Annotated in this window: 14 protein-coding genes; 5 read left to right on the forward strand and 9 right to left on the reverse strand. The window is 66.9% G+C overall.

Annotation, left to right across the window (positions count from 1 at the left end; genetic code table 11):
• Positions 1 to 110: 110 nt before the first annotated feature.
• Positions 111 to 1,136 (forward strand): NADP-dependent oxidoreductase, encoded by a 1,026-nt coding sequence (locus CA606_RS11955; RefSeq protein ID WP_096050930.1) that lies wholly within the window; start codon positions 111 to 113, stop codon positions 1,134 to 1,136.
• A gap of 88 nt (positions 1,137 to 1,224) precedes the next feature.
• Here the strand turns inward: CA606_RS11955 and CA606_RS11960 are convergent, their stop codons facing one another.
• Positions 1,225 to 1,572: a copper-binding protein gene (locus tag CA606_RS11960; RefSeq protein ID WP_096050929.1), complete on the reverse strand. Its 348-nt coding sequence runs from the start codon at positions 1,570 to 1,572 to the stop codon at positions 1,225 to 1,227.
• 282 nt (positions 1,573 to 1,854) lie between these two features.
• On the opposite strand from CA606_RS11960, the gene mdoH reads away from it, so the two are divergent.
• On the forward strand, positions 1,855 to 3,846 hold the full coding sequence (mdoH, locus tag CA606_RS11965) for a glucans biosynthesis glucosyltransferase MdoH (RefSeq protein ID WP_096050928.1): 1,992 nt from the start codon (positions 1,855 to 1,857) through the stop codon (positions 3,844 to 3,846).
• Positions 3,847 to 3,933: 87 nt separating this feature from the next.
• Positions 3,934 to 4,830, forward strand: a complete 897-nt coding sequence (locus CA606_RS11970) for a cobalamin biosynthesis protein CbiG (RefSeq protein WP_096050927.1) — start codon at positions 3,934 to 3,936, stop codon at positions 4,828 to 4,830.
• On the opposite strand, the gene CA606_RS11975 is transcribed toward CA606_RS11970, so the two are convergent.
• The gene (locus CA606_RS11975) at positions 4,827 to 6,242 is read right to left on the reverse strand and encodes an MATE family efflux transporter (RefSeq protein WP_096050926.1); all 1,416 of its coding nucleotides are present in this window, start codon (positions 6,240 to 6,242) and stop codon (positions 4,827 to 4,829) included. The genes CA606_RS11970 and CA606_RS11975 overlap by 4 nt on opposite strands.
• 116 nt (positions 6,243 to 6,358) lie before the next feature.
• Positions 6,359 to 6,841 carry a PepSY-like domain-containing protein gene (locus CA606_RS11980; RefSeq protein WP_096050925.1) on the reverse strand — a complete coding sequence of 161 codons (483 nt, stop codon included), beginning with the start codon at positions 6,839 to 6,841 and terminating at the stop codon, positions 6,359 to 6,361.
• Positions 6,842 to 6,958: 117 nt separating this feature from the next.
• On the opposite strand from CA606_RS11980, the gene CA606_RS11985 reads away from it, so the two are divergent.
• Positions 6,959 to 7,345, forward strand: a complete 387-nt coding sequence (locus tag CA606_RS11985; protein WP_096050924.1) for a VOC family protein — start codon at positions 6,959 to 6,961, stop codon at positions 7,343 to 7,345.
• A gap of 7 nt (positions 7,346 to 7,352) precedes the next feature.
• The gene (locus CA606_RS11990; protein ID WP_096050923.1) at positions 7,353 to 8,387 is read left to right on the forward strand and encodes a ThuA domain-containing protein; all 1,035 of its coding nucleotides are present in this window, start codon (positions 7,353 to 7,355) and stop codon (positions 8,385 to 8,387) included.
• On the opposite strand, the gene CA606_RS11995 is transcribed toward CA606_RS11990, so the two are convergent.
• The 6 genes from CA606_RS11995 to thiC form a co-directional block, all read right to left on the reverse strand.
• Complete coding sequence (locus CA606_RS11995; protein ID WP_096050922.1) at positions 8,384 to 8,941, reverse strand: DUF2239 family protein; 558 nt, start codon at positions 8,939 to 8,941, stop codon at positions 8,384 to 8,386. The two genes, CA606_RS11990 and CA606_RS11995, sit on opposite strands and share 4 nt — an antisense overlap.
• On the reverse strand, positions 8,941 to 9,276 hold the full coding sequence (locus CA606_RS12000; protein ID WP_096050921.1) for a GIY-YIG nuclease family protein: 336 nt from the start codon (positions 9,274 to 9,276) through the stop codon (positions 8,941 to 8,943). The genes CA606_RS11995 and CA606_RS12000 overlap by 1 nt, the downstream gene beginning before the upstream one ends.
• A gap of 60 nt (positions 9,277 to 9,336) precedes the next feature.
• Positions 9,337 to 9,723: a hypothetical protein gene (locus CA606_RS12005; RefSeq protein ID WP_096050920.1), complete on the reverse strand. Its 387-nt coding sequence runs from the start codon at positions 9,721 to 9,723 to the stop codon at positions 9,337 to 9,339.
• Positions 9,724 to 9,883: 160 nt separating this feature from the next.
• Positions 9,884 to 12,634, reverse strand: a complete 2,751-nt coding sequence (locus CA606_RS12010; protein WP_181242565.1) for a TonB-dependent receptor — start codon at positions 12,632 to 12,634, stop codon at positions 9,884 to 9,886.
• Positions 12,635 to 13,188: 554 nt separating this feature from the next.
• On the reverse strand, positions 13,189 to 14,577 hold the full coding sequence (locus tag CA606_RS12015; protein WP_096050918.1) for a S41 family peptidase: 1,389 nt from the start codon (positions 14,575 to 14,577) through the stop codon (positions 13,189 to 13,191).
• A 47-nt stretch (positions 14,578 to 14,624) separates the two neighbouring features.
• The gene (thiC, locus tag CA606_RS12020; protein ID WP_096050917.1) at positions 14,625 to 16,463 is read right to left on the reverse strand and encodes a phosphomethylpyrimidine synthase ThiC; all 1,839 of its coding nucleotides are present in this window, start codon (positions 16,461 to 16,463) and stop codon (positions 14,625 to 14,627) included.
• Positions 16,464 to 16,478: the final 15 nt, after the last annotated feature.

Below are 16,478 nucleotides of genomic sequence, written 5' to 3' on the forward strand. Positions count from 1 at the left end.
TGTCTAGCGCGCTTCGCGGTTGCTTAGAAGCACTGGTGACTTGCGTAAGGGCGCGCTAAACAGTCGTTTAAATTAACAACGCTTGGCGATGCCAAGGCAGGGAGGACCCCATGACCACCTCGCGCGAGATCCGCCTGAAAGCTCGTCCCGTCGGGATGCCCAAGGCGTCGGACTTCGACCTGGCCACCGTCGAGCTGCCCACGCCGGGTGACGGCGAAATCCAGGTCAAGAACCTGTGGATGTCGGTCGACCCCTATATGCGCGGCCGCATGTATGACCGCCCCAGCTACGTCCCGCCGTTCCAGCTGGGCGAAGCCCTGCAAGGCGGCGCGATCGGCGAGGTGATCGCGTCCAACGACCCGGATTTCAAACCGGGCGATCTGGTCAGCTCGATGTTCGGCTGGCGTGAGGCTTATAACGCCCATCCCAAATCGCTGGCCGCCGCCGGCATGGGCGCGATCACCAAGATCGAGACCCACGGCATCCCGCCGCAGGCCTTCCTGGGCGTGGTCGGCATGCCCGGCATGACCGCCTATGCCGGTCTCCTTCGGGTGGCCGCCCTGAAGGACGGTGACGTCGTGTTCGTCTCGGCCGCCGCCGGCGCGGTGGGCTCGATCGTCTGCCAGATCGCCAAGCTGAAGGGTCACACCGTGATCGGTTCGGCGGGCGGCCCCGAAAAGGTGGCGTTCCTGAAGTCGATCGGCGTCGACCATGTGATCGACTACAAGGCCACGCCCGACGTCGTCGCCGAGCTGGCCAAGGTCGCGCCCAAGGGCATCGACGTCTATTTCGAGAACGTCGGCGGCGTGCACCTGGAAGCGGCCATCAACTCGGCCCGCCCGTTCGCCCGCTTCGCCCTTTGCGGTATGATCTCGCAGTATAACGAGACCGGTAAGCCGGAAGGCCCGTCGAACATCATCCTGGCCGTCGGCAAGAGCCTGCGCCTGGAAGGCTTCATTGTCTCCAACCACTTCGACCTCTACCCGCAGTTCGCCAAGGACATGGCAGAGTGGATCAAGGCCGGGAAAATCACCTGGAAGGAAACAGTCGAGGAAGGCGTCGCGCGCGCCCCGGACGCGTTCCTCAAGCTCTTTACAGGCGAGAACCTCGGCAAGATGCTGGTCAAGCTGAGCTAGGGGTTACCCCCATCGGACAGCGAAAACGCTGGTCCGGACAGCAATCAAACGCGAGCGGGCGGCTGGGTCACCAGCCGCCCGTCTTCGTTCAGGGCCGCGCGCGAAGCTCGGCGAGCTCAAGTCCCTGGGATGTCTTCTTGAAAGCAAAGGTTACGCGCGCCCCCGGCGTTATGGGCGCATCGGCCAGAACATCGGCGTAGACCTTGAACCGATCGCGGCCAGGCTTGAGACCCGCAGCGCTCGCGCCGTCGTGATCGAGCGTGAGAATCTGGCCATCAAGATTGGCGACGACGCCCTGCGAGTCGTAGCTTGGCAGCCCTTCACTGGATGCAACCGCTTCCACAGCGCTCTCCTTAGGACCCTCCTCGGGAGAATCCTTCCCGCAAGCCGCGAGTCCCAGAAGCGCGAATGCGAAGATAATATCTCGAAAAGTCATAGCCTTACCCGTTTCCCGCAACGCGACGCGCTCCGCTCGCCGGGCGCTATGTCACGAAATCTTCTCGCAACTGCGAAATCGCCGTGATTTCTGGTAGCGAATTTGTGATCGAAGTTTTACTGTAGAGAAACCGGCGGCTCTCCACGTCGGTATCGTTCGTCACGAAGCGCCCAGACGCCCCGCCCAGTTCCCTAGCGAACCGATCGGCGGGCGAAAAGGGTTCCGACGACCGAAGAACGCGGAGAGAGCCCGGCGCGCCGGAAAAGTCCGAGATCTGACGATATGAGCGATCGCTCCGCCCTCTTCGACGTGCGCTCCTCCACGAGCGTGAGCCTCGATCAGGTCGTTCGCCGTGACACGGTCGAAATCCCGTCCGAGGCTCCGCTGGCCATGCCGGTGCAACCGCTCAGCTTCTGGCAAGGCGGCGCGCGCCGCGCCACGGCGCTGATCCAGGACATGACCGTGCGCCGCTGGATGCTGGGCCTGATGACCCTGGCCATGGGCGTGGCGGGCTGGAAGGCGTCGTTCGACACGATCGCGCTGGGCGGCGTGACCCGCCTGGAAACTGTCGTGGTCACGCTTCTGGCGCCGCTGTTCCTGGCCCTGTCGCTGTGGTTCTGCACGGCCCTGATCGGCTTCGTGGTGCTGATGGGCAAGCCGAAGGACCCGCTGGGCATCGACGGCGAGACGCCGATGCCCAAGCTGCATACGCGCACGGCGATCTTGATGCCGGTTTATAACGAGGACGCTGCGGCGGTGTTCGCGCGTCTGCGCGCCATGGACGCCTCGATCGCCGAGACGGGCGCGGCCCGCAACTTCGACATCTTCGTCATCAGCGACACGCGCGACGCTCAGGTCGCTCTGGCCGAGCAGGCCTGCTTCGCGCGGTTCCGCCGCGAGGCCAACTGCAACGTCTATTATCGCATCCGCAAGGAAAACACCGGCCGCAAGGCGGGCAACGTCGCCGACTGGGTCAGCCGCTGGGGCAGCGCCTATGAGCACATGCTGGTGCTGGACGCCGACAGCCTGATGACCGGCGAGGCCATGGTCCGCCTGGCCGACGCCATGGAGCGTCACCCCGGCGCGGGTCTGATCCAGACCATGCCGATGATTATCAACGGTCAAACGATCTTCGCCCGCACCCTGCAGTTCGCCACGCGCCTGTACGGCCGCGTCGCCTGGACGGGTCTGGCCTGGTGGTCGGGCTCGGAAAGCTCGTTCTGGGGCCACAACGCGATCGTGCGCACCCGCGCCTTCGCCGAGACCTGCGGCCTGCCGCACCTGCCGGGCCCCAAGCCCTTCGGCGGCGAGGTCATGAGCCACGACGCCCTGGAAAGCGCCCTGCTGCGCCGCGGCGGCTGGAGCGTGCACCTGGCCCCCTATCTCGACGGCTCCTACGAAGAGAGCCCCTCCAACCTGCTCGACTTCGCCACCCGCGACCGTCGTTGGTGCCGGGGCAACATCCAGCACGTGCCGTTGATCGCCCTGCCGGGCCTGCACTGGATGAGCCGCATGCACCTGGTGATCGGCGTGCTCAGCTACGCCCTGTCGCCGCTGTGGTTCTTCTGTCTGTCGGCCGGCCTGATTTCGCGCGCCCTGATGCCCGAGCTGAAGAAGGCGGCCTTCACCATGGCCGACCTGAAGGCCGCCGCGCACGCCCTGATCGACTGGAGCGAAATCCAGGCCACCGCCTGGGCGATGATCATCACCTTCGTGCTGCTGTTTGGTCCCAAGATCCTGGGCGCCATCCTGGTGCTGGCGCGCAAGGGTGAGGTGAAGGGCTTCGGCGGCAAGCGCCGCATGGCCGCCGGCCTCGCCGTCGAAATGCTGTTCTCGGCCCTGGTCGCGCCGATGCTGATGTTCACCCAGACGCGCGCCATCGTCGAAATCCTGGCCGGCAAGGTCGGCGGCTGGGCCGCCCAGCGCCGCGACGCCGACAAGGTCGACTTCAAGGAGGCCTGGGCCGCCATGGGCTGGATCAGCCTGTCGGGCCTGATCCTGGCGGCGTCCTTCTGGTTCACGCCGGACCTGCTGACCGCCACGGCCCCGATCCTGGCCGGTCTGGTTCTGGCCGTGCCGCTGACCATGCTGGGCGCCCATAAGGTGGCCGGCCTGAAGCTGAAGACGAACGGCCTGTTCATGACGCCGGAAGAGCGCCGCCCGCCGGCCATCGTCCGCGCCGCCGTCGGCACGGCCTGCGAGCCGCCGATCCGCTGGTTCGCGCGTCATGGCCGCCCGATTGGTCCCACCACCAAGATCCGCGACGCGGCCTGATCAATCGCAACGCCGAACCGGGGCTGGTCCTGAGGTTCCCGGAGCGGTAGAAGCGCGACTTCGTTTCTTTCCACGGAGCCGCGTGTCGTGTCGCGTCTGTTCAGCGCCTATGTGATCGTCGATTGGAGCGCGGCGGCCAAGCCGACCACGGGCGCGGATTCCATCTGGATCGGGGTGCTCAAGCGCGACGTCCGCTTCCGCCTGAGCTTCGAGAGCTACAATCCGGCGACGCGTGGCGAGGCAGAGACCAAGCTTGCCGCCATCCTCGACGACCTGAAGAAGCGCGGCGAGCGGGCCCTGGTCGGCTTCGACTTCCCGCTCGGCTTCCCGCGCGGCCTGACGCAAGCCCTGGCCCTGCCGGGCGAGACGCCCTGGCGCGCGGTCTGGGACCAGCTGGGCAAGATGGTCAAGGACAAGGCCGACAACACCAACAACCGCTTCGGCGTCGGTTCTGAGATCAATCGCCGCCTGACGGGCGGCCCGTTCCCCTTCTGGGGTTGCCCGCCCAAGGACGCCCTGACCACCCTGCAGCCCAAGCGGGTGCGTGAGCATGGGCCAGGCGACCTGCCCGAGTTCCGCTATGCGGATCAGGCGGCCAAGGGCGCGCACTCGATCTGGAAGCTCTATTACAACGGCTCGGTCGGCGGTCAGGCGATCATGGGCATCCCGGCCGTGCGCCGCCTGAAGGACGCGCGCGGCGAAGCCGTTCGGGTCTGGCCGTTCGAGACGGGCTTCAAGGCCCTGACCGACGCCGACCTGGAGGGCGTCGACGTGGTGGTTTCCGAGGTCTATCCCTCGCTGCTGAAGCCGACGCCGGCGCCGGGCGAGGTCAAGGACCTGGCCCAGGTCCGTAGCCTCGCCGAGCACTTCGCCAAGCTGGACGAGGCCGGCAAGCTGGGAGCGTTGTTCGACGCGCCAAAGGGTCTGGCCGAGGACGCGCTGACGGCCGCCGCGACCGAAGAGGGCTGGATCCTCGGAGCCTAGGTGGGGTCAGCGGCCGCCTTCCGGTCCCGCCAGTCCAGCATCCGGAACCGCATCAGCAGGAACGCCGCCGCCAGGAAGCTGGTGACGATGATCGAGATCAGCACCCCGTTCAGGCCCATACCCTTGGGGATCGCCAGCCACCAGGCCAGCGGTCCCATGACGAGTGCATAGCTGATCAAATGGGTGATCGTCGGAACCCACACCTCGCCCCGCGCCCGCAGCGCCTGGGCCGCGACCACTTGCACCGCGTCTGGCGCGAAGAACAGGCAAGACAGGACCAAGGCGGGCAGGATGAGCGCCAAGGCCGCCGGGTCGGTGGTGTAGGCCAGAGCCACCCAGTGCTTGGTGGGATACAGCAGCAGGCCAAACAGCACGCCGATCACCGCGATCACCGCAAAGGCGATCCATCCGGCGCGGGTCATGCCCGCCGGGTCGCGCGCGCCATAGGCCCGTCCGACGAGAACCGCCGTGGCCGAGGCCACGCCCAACGGCACCATGAAGATGATCGCCGAGACGTTCAGCACCACCGTGTAGGCCGCCACGGCGATAGCCCCAATCCAGCCGCAGATCAGGTTCATGCCCGCAAAGGCCGAGACCTCGAAGAAGTTGGATGCGCCTGCGCCATAGCCGATGCGTCGTTGCTCGATCTCGGCCGGCCGATCGCGAGCGGGCTTATCGAACACGCCGAGCGCACGTGCGTCCTTCATGCGAAGGACGAAGATCGCCAGCGCCAGGGCCAGGGCCGATCGGGCGATGAAGGTGGCCCAGGCCCCGCCCACCGCGCCCAGCGCCGGCAGCCCCAGAACGCCCGGCACCAGCAGCAGGTTGGCGCCCAGGTTCACCACATTGGCCAGCCACATCATCGCCGCGCCCGGTCCTGGCTTGGACAGGCCCTCCAGCCAGAACGTGAGGACGACCGAGATCGCATAGACCGGCAAGGACAGTGAAAAGACGATCAGCGGCAGGGTCGCGCCCTCGGCCAGACCGTCCTTCAGCCCCATGGCTTGCAGGAACATCGGCCCCAGAAGCGCCAGCAGCGCCATGGAGCCAAAGCCCAGCCATCCGGCGTAAACGAGGCCGCGCCGCAACACCGCGCCGGTCTCGTGCGGATTGCCCGCCCCCATCGCCCGCGCGGTCATGACCTGCACGCCGACCAGCAGGCCGACGGTCGCGGTGACAAACACCGAGGACGGCGCCCAGGCCATGGCGTGATAGCCAAGCTGCTGCGCCGAAAAGTGCCCGACCACGATCGCGTCGGTCAGGCCCATCACCATGATGCCCAGGCGCGACAGCACGACCGGCCCCGCCAGGCGGAGCAGATCGATCAGATCGGTCATGATGGGGCCGCGCGGCCGCTCCGAGGGGAGCGCCGTTCCGGCCTCGTCGCGCGGCATGGTCGTCACCACTGTCAAAGAAGGGGGGCAAGGTGGCCCATGCCCGTTTTTCGGGCAACCGCATTTAGCGGCGCTTGGCGCAGGACGCCAGCCTTCCCCCGCGAACTCGTAAGGTCAGGTGACGGTTTCAGCGGCTAGTGCGGCCAGACCTCGCTGAGAACCTTGGCCTGACCGTCCTTGAAGCTGACCTCCATCGACGGCTCCTTGGGCTTGCCTGCGGCGAACAGCTCATAGATGACCATGCCGTCGTTCTGCCGGCTCTCAATCACCCGCACCGGCGTGATGGCCTTGCCCGACGCTGCGGCGGCGTCGCGAACGGGCTTGGGCGCTTGATCCCAGGCGATGTCGCGCTGGGTTTCGACGATGGTCCAAGCGCCGTCCTTTTCCAGCAGGTCGAACTCGATCTCCGAACCGTCCGGCATCACGCCTTCCACGTCGAAGTAGCGGCGGTTCTCGCGCTCCTTGAGCTCGGCTTCCTTGATCGTCATCGCCGGCGCGGCGGCCTTGACGACGGCGACCACGGCCGCCGGCAGGTCCTTAGCGGCCACGGGCGTGATCTTCGTCTCGACGGCGGGCGCGAGGGCGAAGGCAAGAACCGAGATCAGATGCGCGACCATGGCGGCCTCTTCTTGAAACAGAGGATTCGACCATATCCGCCTTCCGGCCGAGAAACGATGCAAAGGTGGTATCGCCGACGCGTGCTATCAGTTCCCCCGTCATCTGGAGTCGCAAGAATGGCCCGCCGCGTCGCGCTCGTTTCCCTGCTGGTGGCTGACTACGACGAGGCGATCGCCTTCTATGTCGGCAAGCTTGGCTTCACACTGGTCGAAGACACCGACATGGGGCACAGCAAGCGCTGGGTCGTCGTCTCGCCGGGAAGCGAGGGGACAAACTTCCTCCTCGCCCGCGCCGTGGGCGAGCAAGCCGAAGCGATCGGTCGCCAGGGCGGAGGACGGGTCTGGCTTTTTCTGCATACGGATGATTTCGCCGGCGACTACGCCCGCATGAGCGAGGCCGGCGTGCGTTTCCTCGAGGCGCCGCGCCATGAAGCCTATGGAACAGTCGCCGTGTTTGAAGACCTTTCCGGCAATCGCTGGGACCTGATGCAACCCAAGGCCTGAGATCGTCATGACCCGCCTTCTGACCCTGGTCGCGCTGGTGACCGCCCTCGCCTGCTCAGCCGCGCAGGCCGATCCGAAGATCCGCGTGCTCTATCTTGACCAGTCGGTCGGCTGGCTGCACGCGCCGGTCGCTCGGCCCAAGAACAGCAACGGGCCGACGCTGTCCGAAGTGGCCCTCGCCGAGATCGGCGGCCAGAGCGGCGCGTTCAGCGTGGAGTCCACACAGGACGCTCGCCAGATCACCCCCGAGAAGCTCAAGACCATCGACGTCCTGATCTTCTACACCACGGGCGAACTGCCGATCTCGGCCGCCAACTGGCAGGCGATCCAGCGCTGGGTTGAGAGCGGCCAGGGCGGCTTCGTGGGCCTGCACAGCGCCACCGACACCCATTGGGCCTATTCTGGACCCGGCCAGACCTACACCGCCTTCATCAACGGCAAGTTCGCGGGCCATCCCTGGACGCAGGGCGCGCCGCTGACCATCCAGTCCCTCGGGGGCCCCAACCCGGTCAACAAGGCCTGGCCGCACCGCTTCGCTTATGCCGAGGAGATCTATCAGTACTCGGACTATGATCCCGCCAAGGTCCGGGTTCTGCAGGCGATCGACTTCACCGAGACGCCGTTGAAGCGTCCCTGGTTCGTGCCGGTCACCTGGACACGCCAGATCGGCAAGGGCCGCCTATTCCAGACCAATCTTGGCCACACGCCCAGCACTTGGGACGATCCACGCTATCGCGCCCAGCTGCTGGACGCGATCCGCTGGACCGCGCATCGCCTCCCCGGCTCGGCGACGCCCAACCCCGAGGAGCAGGCGCTATGGGCTCTGCGGTCCCTGATGGCCTATTCAGGCGTCCCCAAGGCGGACGTCGAGGCGCGGGTCGCCAAGCTGGCCAAGACCGACAAGGCCTGGCTGCTCGACGCCGCCGCTCGGACGGCCGCGCTGCGTCCGCTTTGGCCAGCGAAGCCGGAGGACGACAAGAGCGCGTTCGACGCAGCCTACCAGGCTGTTCTCAGCGACGTGCTGGCCCGCTCCGCGCGCTAAGCCCCCTCGTCGGCGCCGAACGCTTCGGCGGCGTAGGTTCTAAGCTGGGCGGCGATGTCGCTGGGCCAGGCCTCAATCCGCGCCTCGAACCCTGTGTCATCGCCGGCGAACAGGCAGCGCATGGCCTCCTCGAACCCGGCGAGGTCTCCAGCCATGGCCGCTGCGAACCGATAGGCCGCGTCCCGCGAGGACCGGATCCGATCGGGTCCCTCCGCGGCGCGGCGGGCGGCCTCGACCAGCTTGCGCAGCGCCACTGAAGCGCCGCCGGGCTGGGCGGCAAGCCAGTCCCAGTGCCGGGGCAGCAAGGTCACCTCACGGGGGACGACGCCGAGCTTGGGTCGCCCCCGACCGCGCGGCGCAGCCTCCTCGGGCTGCAGACGCGCCCGGATGGCCTCGGGACCGCCACTCAGGTCGAAGTCCACCGACCGCCCCTCAGGGTCGAAGATCAGCACGCCAGGCTCGCCCGACAGCGCCTGGGCCGCCAGAGCCGCCTCCAGCTGAGACCCCATGCCCACGCGATGCTGACCGTGGAAGACCACAAAACACGCGTCCATCAGTTCAGCCCCCGGGCGCCCCAGGCGTCGATCCAATGGTCACGTCGGTCTTTCAGGCGCGACGCGCGACCAAACGCGTCCAGGCCCTCGACATCGATGGCCTCGACGGTCTCGAAAACGAAGCTGTCCGCCCCATGGGCGTTCCAGGCCGTCTGCAGGCTGGGTTCCCGGTGCGAGCCGAGGCGCAGGGAGAACCAGACTCCGTTCTGTCGGGTGGAAAGGTCGGGCGTCGCGCCGACCCAAACCTCGGCCGTCGCTTCACAGCGAACGGCGTAGACGCCGGCCTCAACCTTGCGTTCCTTGTATGCGCGCATCAGCGCCTTGCGTTCGGACATAGCGAACCTCCTGGCCGCTTTTTATCCGGACGAAATATAAAGTCAATATTACCCGGGCAATTATCCCGCAATCGGCTTGTAGGCGATATAGCCCCGCTCCACCATCCGGCGCGTGGCCTCATAGACGGCGGAGAGCTCCTCGTAGGTCGACCGCAGATGCGCCAAGCGCGCCAACTGGCCTTCCGAGAGCGTCGCCCCGCCCTCGGCCATCATGGCCGCTTCGCTCACCCACTTGGCCCGCGCGGTCGCAGCCGCCACGGCCAGGCGCTGGAACTGAGCGCCCTCCACTTTCGGGAAGGTCGCGCCCAGCACCGCCTTGTTGGAGGCGTATGCGGTGTAGTCGATCTGTTCGAGATAGCCGCGCAAACGGCGCTGGACCTGAGGGTCCACATCGGTGGGTTCGAAGTGGTCGCCCGTGCGGCGCGTACTGGAAGTCATGGTCGCCATGACGGCCTCCGATCCGGCCGAAAAGCGGCCGTTCAGGCCTTCAGACTGCGCCCCAGTGCTTAAGGACGCGTTGAGAGCGCCAGGGCGCTCTCGCCTAGCTAGAGCGCGTGAGGCCCTGGGCGGGTGCGACCAAACCGCCCAGGGTCTCAAAGTTCGGCGTCTAGAGCTGCTTGCGGAAGCCCAATCGCACCGTGCGGCCCAGCGGGTCCAGGTAGTCGCGCTGGTAGGCCTGCGGGGTGACGCCGTTCTGGTCACGCACCGTCTGCTTGGCGTCGAACACGTTCTCGACGTTCAGCGAGACCTGCGCACCCTTCAGGATCGGATACTTGTCCACCAGCGCCTTGCGCGCAGGGGCGTTGAAGCTGGCGAAGACGCTCAAGCCCAGGGTGGCGAGGTCGGAGAAATACAGCGTCTGGCCGCCGGTGGCCCCGCCGTTCACCCAGGTGGACGCCTTCCAGTTGCCGTTGAAGCGCATGCCCAGGCCGTCCTTGAAGTAGCCGCCCTGCACCTGAACCTCGTGACGCGCCTGCCCGGTGCGCGAGCTGATCGCCGCACCGTCCAACTGGTCCAGCACGGGCAGCCCCTTGCGGGTGGTCAGTTCGTCGGCCAGGCGCCAGGTGTGGTAGACCGACACCTGCAACATGCCCTGGCCCGGCCGCATCATGCCGCCAGGACCGCCTGGCCCCATGAAGCCGCCGCCGCCGGGTCCGCCGAAGCGCATGCCGCCCCCCGGACCACCAGCGCCGCCACCAAAGCGCCCGCCCCCCATACCGCCAGGCGCGCCCGGCGCGCCGGGACCCGCCGCCGCGCCCGGCGTCGGCTTGCCCACGGGCTTGAACAGGTTGAAGCCCCAGCGAATGTCTTGACGCTCGGCGCTGGCGAAGTTGACCGGGCGCGCGTCGATCGCCAGCAGGCGACCCGTGGCGTCCCGCGTGAACCGCTCTGGGAAGGCCCGCTCCAGATCCGGCGTGATCGCCGGGAAGCTGGAGATCACATTGCTCGTCTCGGCCAGGGTATAGGTGGCGTTGAAGGTCAGCTCGACCTTCTCCAGCGGCTTGTAGTTCACCTGGAACTTGGAAACCCGGCGATTGTCATTGCGCAGGTTCGGGTTGCCGCCATCGGTTCGGGTGATCAGCGCGGTCTGACCCGTCGTGAAGTCGAACACCGAGACGTTGGGCGTGACCACCAGCGGATCGTTGATCTGGTTGGTGGAGGGGGCGCCCTCCTCGTCCGTGACGCTGGCGATCAGGCTGAGCGGCTTGATGGGCGTCCAGTTGAGGCCCGCGCCCAGGGTCGTGAGGCCGCCCAGGTCCGAGAGGTTCTCATAGCCCGCGTTGAAGTTGGCCGAGAGGTCGCCCAGCTTGGCCAGGACGTCATTGCGCGTGCTGGTCAGCGGCAGGGTGAAGCTGGTCTGAAGGTTCTCGCGGTCGCGCGTGACCTTGCGCTGGGTGCTGACGCCGGAGCGAACAGTCTTGGCGTCGAGGCCGCGCGTGTCCGCGCCGATCTTGAAGCTGGTCTGGACGCCGCCGGCCGGCAGCTGGAACAGATTACCGTTCAACACGAGCTCGGCGCTGGCCGAGGTCGACACCGAATTGGCGGTGTCCGGCGCCACGCTCTTGTAGAGGTTGGACGCGATCGTCCCGAACGGATTGACGCTGGGATCGCCGGCGGCGACCGCCGCCTGGAAGGCCGAGGCGTCCAGCCCCCGTCCGGTCGTCGTGTCGGTGGCGGTTCGGTCAAAGTCGCCGGTCAGGGTCCAGCGCCAGTCCTTCACACGGCCGTTGGCGGCCATGCTGACCTGGGTCCGCAGGACGTCCGTGTCACGCGCCAGGGCGCCGGGCGCGTCGATGAAGCGATAGCCGGTGACGGGCTTGGAGAAGGGCGAGAACGGGCTGCCCGTCGGCAGGGTGAAGGTCACGCCGGGCAGGCCGAGCAAAGCCTGGCTGCTGGTGTCTTCCAGATTGCCGCTGATCGTCAGTTGCGTAGTCTTGTTGAGGTCACGGCTGATCGATCCGCGCAGCGTCGCGCGCTCGGACTTGGAGATCAGCGACCGGCTGGCGGTCAGATCGTCGGTGTTGTAGCGCCCCGCCAGCGGCGAAAACGCCGAAAGGCCGACCTTGCCCGCCTGAGCGGCGTCCGGAACGCCGGCGATAGTCACCAGGCCTCCCGCTGCGGCGGACAGGGCCGGATCGATCTCGCCGCCGTTCAAGCCGCTCACATTGCCGACGAGGTCGAAGGGCTGGCCGTTCGGCGCGCGGACGATGTCGCGGTCCGTCTCCATCAGGTAGGGATCGCGCTGGACCTGCAGGTCCAGGTTCCAACGCTTGTCACCGTCGATATTGACCCGATTGCCGCCGCCGCTCAGCGTCGTGCGGCCGCCGTCCGTCGCGACCGTACCGGCCGCCTGGAGCGTGGTGGCGCTGTAGTTCTTCTTCAGGATGATGTTCACGACCCGCTGGTCGGCCTTGTAGCCGTAGCTCAGCGCGACCTCTTCCGGCAGAACCTGGAAGCGTTCGATCGCCTCGGGCGGAACGCCCTGGATTTCCTGGAAGCCTGAAATCCGGCGACCGTTGATCAGGAGCACGGGCCCGCCACCGCCCCCGTCGCGACCGCGCGTGCTGGCGGTCTGCGGGGTCAGCAGCGTCAGAAGCTCTCCGATGCTGTTGGCGCCGAAGCTTTTGATCTCTTCCTCATTCAGCTCGATCTCGGGCTGGATGGCGCCTTCCACCTTGCCGCGCGGATCCGCCTGAATGACCAGACCCTCGACCTCGTTGGGCCCGTCATCTTTCGTCCGCGGCGTCGTCTGAACGTCCTCGGCGACCATCGTGGCCGTCGCGGCGGGCGCCGACGCGGACGCAGGATCGAGCGAGACGGCGGCCAGCCCGTAGAGGAGCACGGTCGAAAGGGTCATTCAGGCCCACAAAAGCATGAGTTGCGAGGAACGCCGACGCGCGCTGCGCCAACGCTGGGTTGCCGCTCCTTACGGCTGGGCGGAGACCACCGCAACAACCATTGGGAACAAGCTCAGCTATTGCAGCAGAATGCACACAGTGGTGTGTCCCAATCCGCGCCAAATGCGGCCTAGTCTTTGAAAAATAGACATATCCGACGTGTGCGAATGTGCAACACGACACGATGTTGCAGGCAGGAAACAAAAGCCGTCGCGCGGCGCCTCGGTGCTCGATCGGTTTCGCCCATCTTATAGGCAAGCGGTTCGCCTGCAGCTTAGAGCAATCTATGCGTGCATAGATTCGAGGGGTGTCGCAAAGCCACCCAGGATCATCCTCTGGGTGTCGAAAAGCGCCCTCGCCCTCTCGTCCTGAACGCACGGGTCGGCCATCCCCACGGCTTCGCGCGTGAGGGCGCGGCGGGCCTGGCGCGCCGCCTTGCGGACCGGAGCCACAAGTCCGTCGGCATGGACCACGCTGCTTGGCGCTCTGCTGGCTCGGTCCCCAGCAAGGACCGTCAGCGCGCCGCCGTCCCGACAGCGCCCTCGCGGATTTTCGCGATGAGGCCCTCAATGGCCTTGGCGTGGCCTCCGGACACGTCCCCGTCCGGGAAGACGTCGAGCGGAACGTCAGGCGCCAGGCCGCGTCCCTCCAGCTCTTGACCATCCGCTGACCGGTAGAGCTCCGCCGGCAGGGCCAGGCTCCAGCCATTCGGCAGCGGCTTGGGCAGTTGGTCTGAAAAGGCCCCGCGCGTCGTTCCACCGACCTGGGTCACGTTCGGCAGCGCCTTCATCATCAAGGTGAAGGTCTCGCCCGCGCTGACCGTGATGTCGCTCGTCACCACATAGACCGGCCCCGTGAAACCGACCGCGCCGGAGGGCTCGACCTTGATGGTCTGCGGCGGGGTTTTTGCGCCGACCGGGACCTTGGCGTAGGCGACGCGGGGCTGCGCCGTGAACCGCGCCGCGATACGCCGACTGATGGTGTCGTATCCGCCCCGATTGTTGCTGACGTCGACCACCACCGCCTTGGCGCCGACAAACGCACTCAGGGCTTCGTCCAGAACAGCGTCTAGCGGCCGAGGATCATCCGGTGCGGCGTTCCGCGCGAAAGCGCCCATGGTCAAGACGTTGAGATAGCCCACATCGTCGACCCGCCCCCAGAAGATGCGATTGTTAGCGGCCTGGCGTCCCTTGCCTTGCAGCAGCCCGGTCAAAATCCCTTCGCGATAGGCCTGGAGCCAGGACCTCTCCTCGCCCGCGGGATCGGCCGAACGGACACGCAAAAGCGTGGGAGACTCGCCCGGCTCGAGATCGCGCCGCGCGCCCTGCACCATTCCGTGCAGCTCGACATGAGGATCATCCAGCCCGCTCAACAGACCGGCGAGCGCCAGCCAGAGCTGATCGTCGGTGGAGGTGGGGGTCACCTGCGCCAGCGCCTTGGCCTTGCGCGCGGGCCAGTCCAGTTTGCGCTCGGCCGAGCGCGGATAGAGCTCCGCAAAGGTGTCGGCGGCGAAGGCGACAATGCGGTCCGGGGTCCAGGCCGCCGCCGAGATACAGTCCGTCGGCAGGTTGGGGAGCCGGTCGAACTGATAGCGCGTGCCCAACGGATCGCCCGTCAGACTGATTACGCCAGCCCCCTCGGCCCGCCAAAGGCTCAAGACTCCGTCGGGATCAGGCTCGCGGCGTGCGTCCGGGTAGCAGGCGCCGCCGGCCGTCTGGAACAGTTGCGCGCCGTCGGGTCCGAACTGGACGATCCAGCCATAGCCCCGGGACTTCCAGGCGCCGCGCAGCTCTGCGGCGACCGGTCCGTTCTTGGGCTGCACCGGCCAGAACGGGCTCTCCGCCAAGGCCGGCGACGCCAGGGATAGAGCGGCGGCGGCCGCGACGAGACTCAGACGTTTCATGGGCGCGACGGTGGAGGCGTCTCCCCCGTCGCGCCAGTGAAAACGCGTCACTCGGTCTTCAGATAGATCTCCGAGCCCTGCTCGCGGAACTTCTCGCTCATCTCGGCCATGCCCAGTTCGGCGCTGTTGGGCGCCTTGCCGGCCGCGAAGTCACGGACTTCCTGGCTGATCTTCATCGAGCAGAACTTGGGTCCGCACATCGAGCAGAAGTGCGCGGTCTTGTGCGCTTCCTTGGGCAGGGTCTCGTCGTGGAACTTGCGGGCGGTTTCCGGGTCGAGGCCCAGGTTGAACTGGTCCTCCCAGCGGAACTCGAACCGCGCCCGGCTGATGGCGTCGTCCCACATGGCCGCGCCCGGGTGACCCTTGGCGAGGTCGGCGGCGTGGGCGGCCAGCTTGTAGGTGATGACGCCGGTCTTCACGTCGTCGCGGTCCGGCAGGCCCAGGTGCTCCTTGGGCGTGACGTAGCAGAGCATCGCCGTGCCGAACCAGCCGATCATCGCCGCGCCAATGGCCGAGGTGATGTGGTCGTAGCCAGGCGCGATGTCCGTGGTCAACGGGCCCAAGGTGTAGAAGGGAGCCTCGTGGCAGTGCTTCAGCTGCTCGTCCATGTTGGCCTTGATCTTGTGCATGGCCACGTGGCCCGGCCCTTCGATCATCACCTGGACGCCGTGGTTCCAGGCCACCTTGGTCAGCTCGCCCAGGGTGCGCAGCTCCGAGAACTGGGCCTCGTCATTGGCGTCGGCGGTCGAGCCCGGACGCAAACCATCGCCCAGCGAGAACGACACGTCATAGGCGCGCATGATCTCGCAGATCTCGTCGAAGCGCTCGTAGAGGAAGTTCTCCTTGTGGTGCGCCAGGCACCACTTGGCCATGATCGAGCCGCCGCGAGAGACGATGCCGGTGACGCGCTTGGCGGTCATCGGAATGAACGGCAGGCGCACGCCGGCGTGGATCGTGAAGTAGTCGACGCCCTGCTCGCACTGCTCGATCAGGGTGTCGCGGAAGACCTCCCAGTTCAGGTCCTCGGCCACGCCGTTGACCTTCTCCAGCGCCTGATAGATCGGCACCGTGCCGATCGGCACGCTCGAGTTGCGGATGATCCAGTCGCGGATGTTGTGGATGTTACGGCCGGTGGACAGGTCCATGACCGTGTCGGCGCCCCAGCGCGTGGCCCAGACCAGCTTGTCCACCTCATCGGCGACGGTCGAGAGCACCGCCGAGTTGCCGATATTGGCGTTGATCTTGACCAGGAAGTTGCGGCCGATCGCCATCGGCTCCAGTTCGCCGTGATTGATATTGGCCGGGATGATGGCGCGGCCGCGGGCGATTTCCTGGCGCACGAACTCGGGCGTCACAAAGTCGGGGATCGAGGCGCCGAAGTCCTCGCCGTCACGCACGCACGGACGGTCCTGCTCGCGACGCAGGTTCTCGCGGATGGCCACATATTCCATCTCGGCCGTGATGATCCCGGCGCGGGCGTATTCCAGCTGGGTGACCAGCTTGCCCGGCTTGGCGCGGTAGATCTTGCGGCCGGTGTCCGGGAATTCAGGGGCCAGGTGCTTGCCCTGGGCGAAGCCGTTGTCCTCGGGCTTCACCTGGCGGGGATCGGTGACCTCTTCGACATCGCCGCGCGCCACGACCAGCGCCTCGCGGGTGCGCGGGAGGCCCTTCTCGATGTCGATCTGGACGGTCGGATCGCTATACGGGCCCGAGGGATCGTAGATCGTCACCGGCGGCTCGTTGGCCGACGGGTGGACAGCCACCTCGCGGAACGGCACGCGCAGCTCGGGGAACAGCTCGCCCGCCTGATAGACCTTGCGCGAGCCGGGGATCGGACCGGTCGAGATCGTCTCGGCCACGGCCTTGATGGTGCTCTGGATATTCATTTCGGGCGCTCCTCA

The sequence above is a fragment of the Caulobacter vibrioides genome (assembly GCF_002310375.3).
Lineage (GTDB): Bacteria > Pseudomonadota > Alphaproteobacteria > Caulobacterales > Caulobacteraceae > Caulobacter > Caulobacter vibrioides_D.

What these genes read in the sequence shown, in the direction of transcription:
- CA606_RS11955 (WP_096050930.1), top strand. Translation starts at nt 111, where the DNA reads ATGACCACCTCGCGCGAGATCCGCCTGAAAGCTCGTCCCGTCGGGATG.
- CA606_RS11960 (WP_096050929.1), bottom strand. Translation starts at nt 1,572, where the DNA reads ATGACTTTTCGAGATATTATCTTCGCATTCGCGCTTCTGGGACTCGCG.
- mdoH (WP_096050928.1), top strand. Translation starts at nt 1,855, where the DNA reads ATGAGCGATCGCTCCGCCCTCTTCGACGTGCGCTCCTCCACGAGCGTG.
- CA606_RS11980 (WP_096050925.1), bottom strand. Translation starts at nt 6,841, where the DNA reads ATGGTCGCGCATCTGATCTCGGTTCTTGCCTTCGCCCTCGCGCCCGCC.
- CA606_RS11985 (WP_096050924.1), top strand. Translation starts at nt 6,959, where the DNA reads ATGGCCCGCCGCGTCGCGCTCGTTTCCCTGCTGGTGGCTGACTACGAC.
- CA606_RS11990 (WP_096050923.1), top strand. Translation starts at nt 7,353, where the DNA reads ATGACCCGCCTTCTGACCCTGGTCGCGCTGGTGACCGCCCTCGCCTGC.
- CA606_RS11995 (WP_096050922.1), bottom strand. Translation starts at nt 8,941, where the DNA reads ATGGACGCGTGTTTTGTGGTCTTCCACGGTCAGCATCGCGTGGGCATG.
- CA606_RS12000 (WP_096050921.1), bottom strand. Translation starts at nt 9,276, where the DNA reads ATGTCCGAACGCAAGGCGCTGATGCGCGCATACAAGGAACGCAAGGTT.
- CA606_RS12005 (WP_096050920.1), bottom strand. Translation starts at nt 9,723, where the DNA reads ATGGCGACCATGACTTCCAGTACGCGCCGCACGGGCGACCACTTCGAA.
- CA606_RS12010 (WP_181242565.1), bottom strand. Translation starts at nt 12,634, where the DNA reads ATGACCCTTTCGACCGTGCTCCTCTACGGGCTGGCCGCCGTCTCGCTC.
- CA606_RS12015 (WP_096050918.1), bottom strand. Translation starts at nt 14,577, where the DNA reads ATGAAACGTCTGAGTCTCGTCGCGGCCGCCGCCGCTCTATCCCTGGCG.
- thiC (WP_096050917.1), bottom strand. Translation starts at nt 16,463, where the DNA reads ATGAATATCCAGAGCACCATCAAGGCCGTGGCCGAGACGATCTCGACC.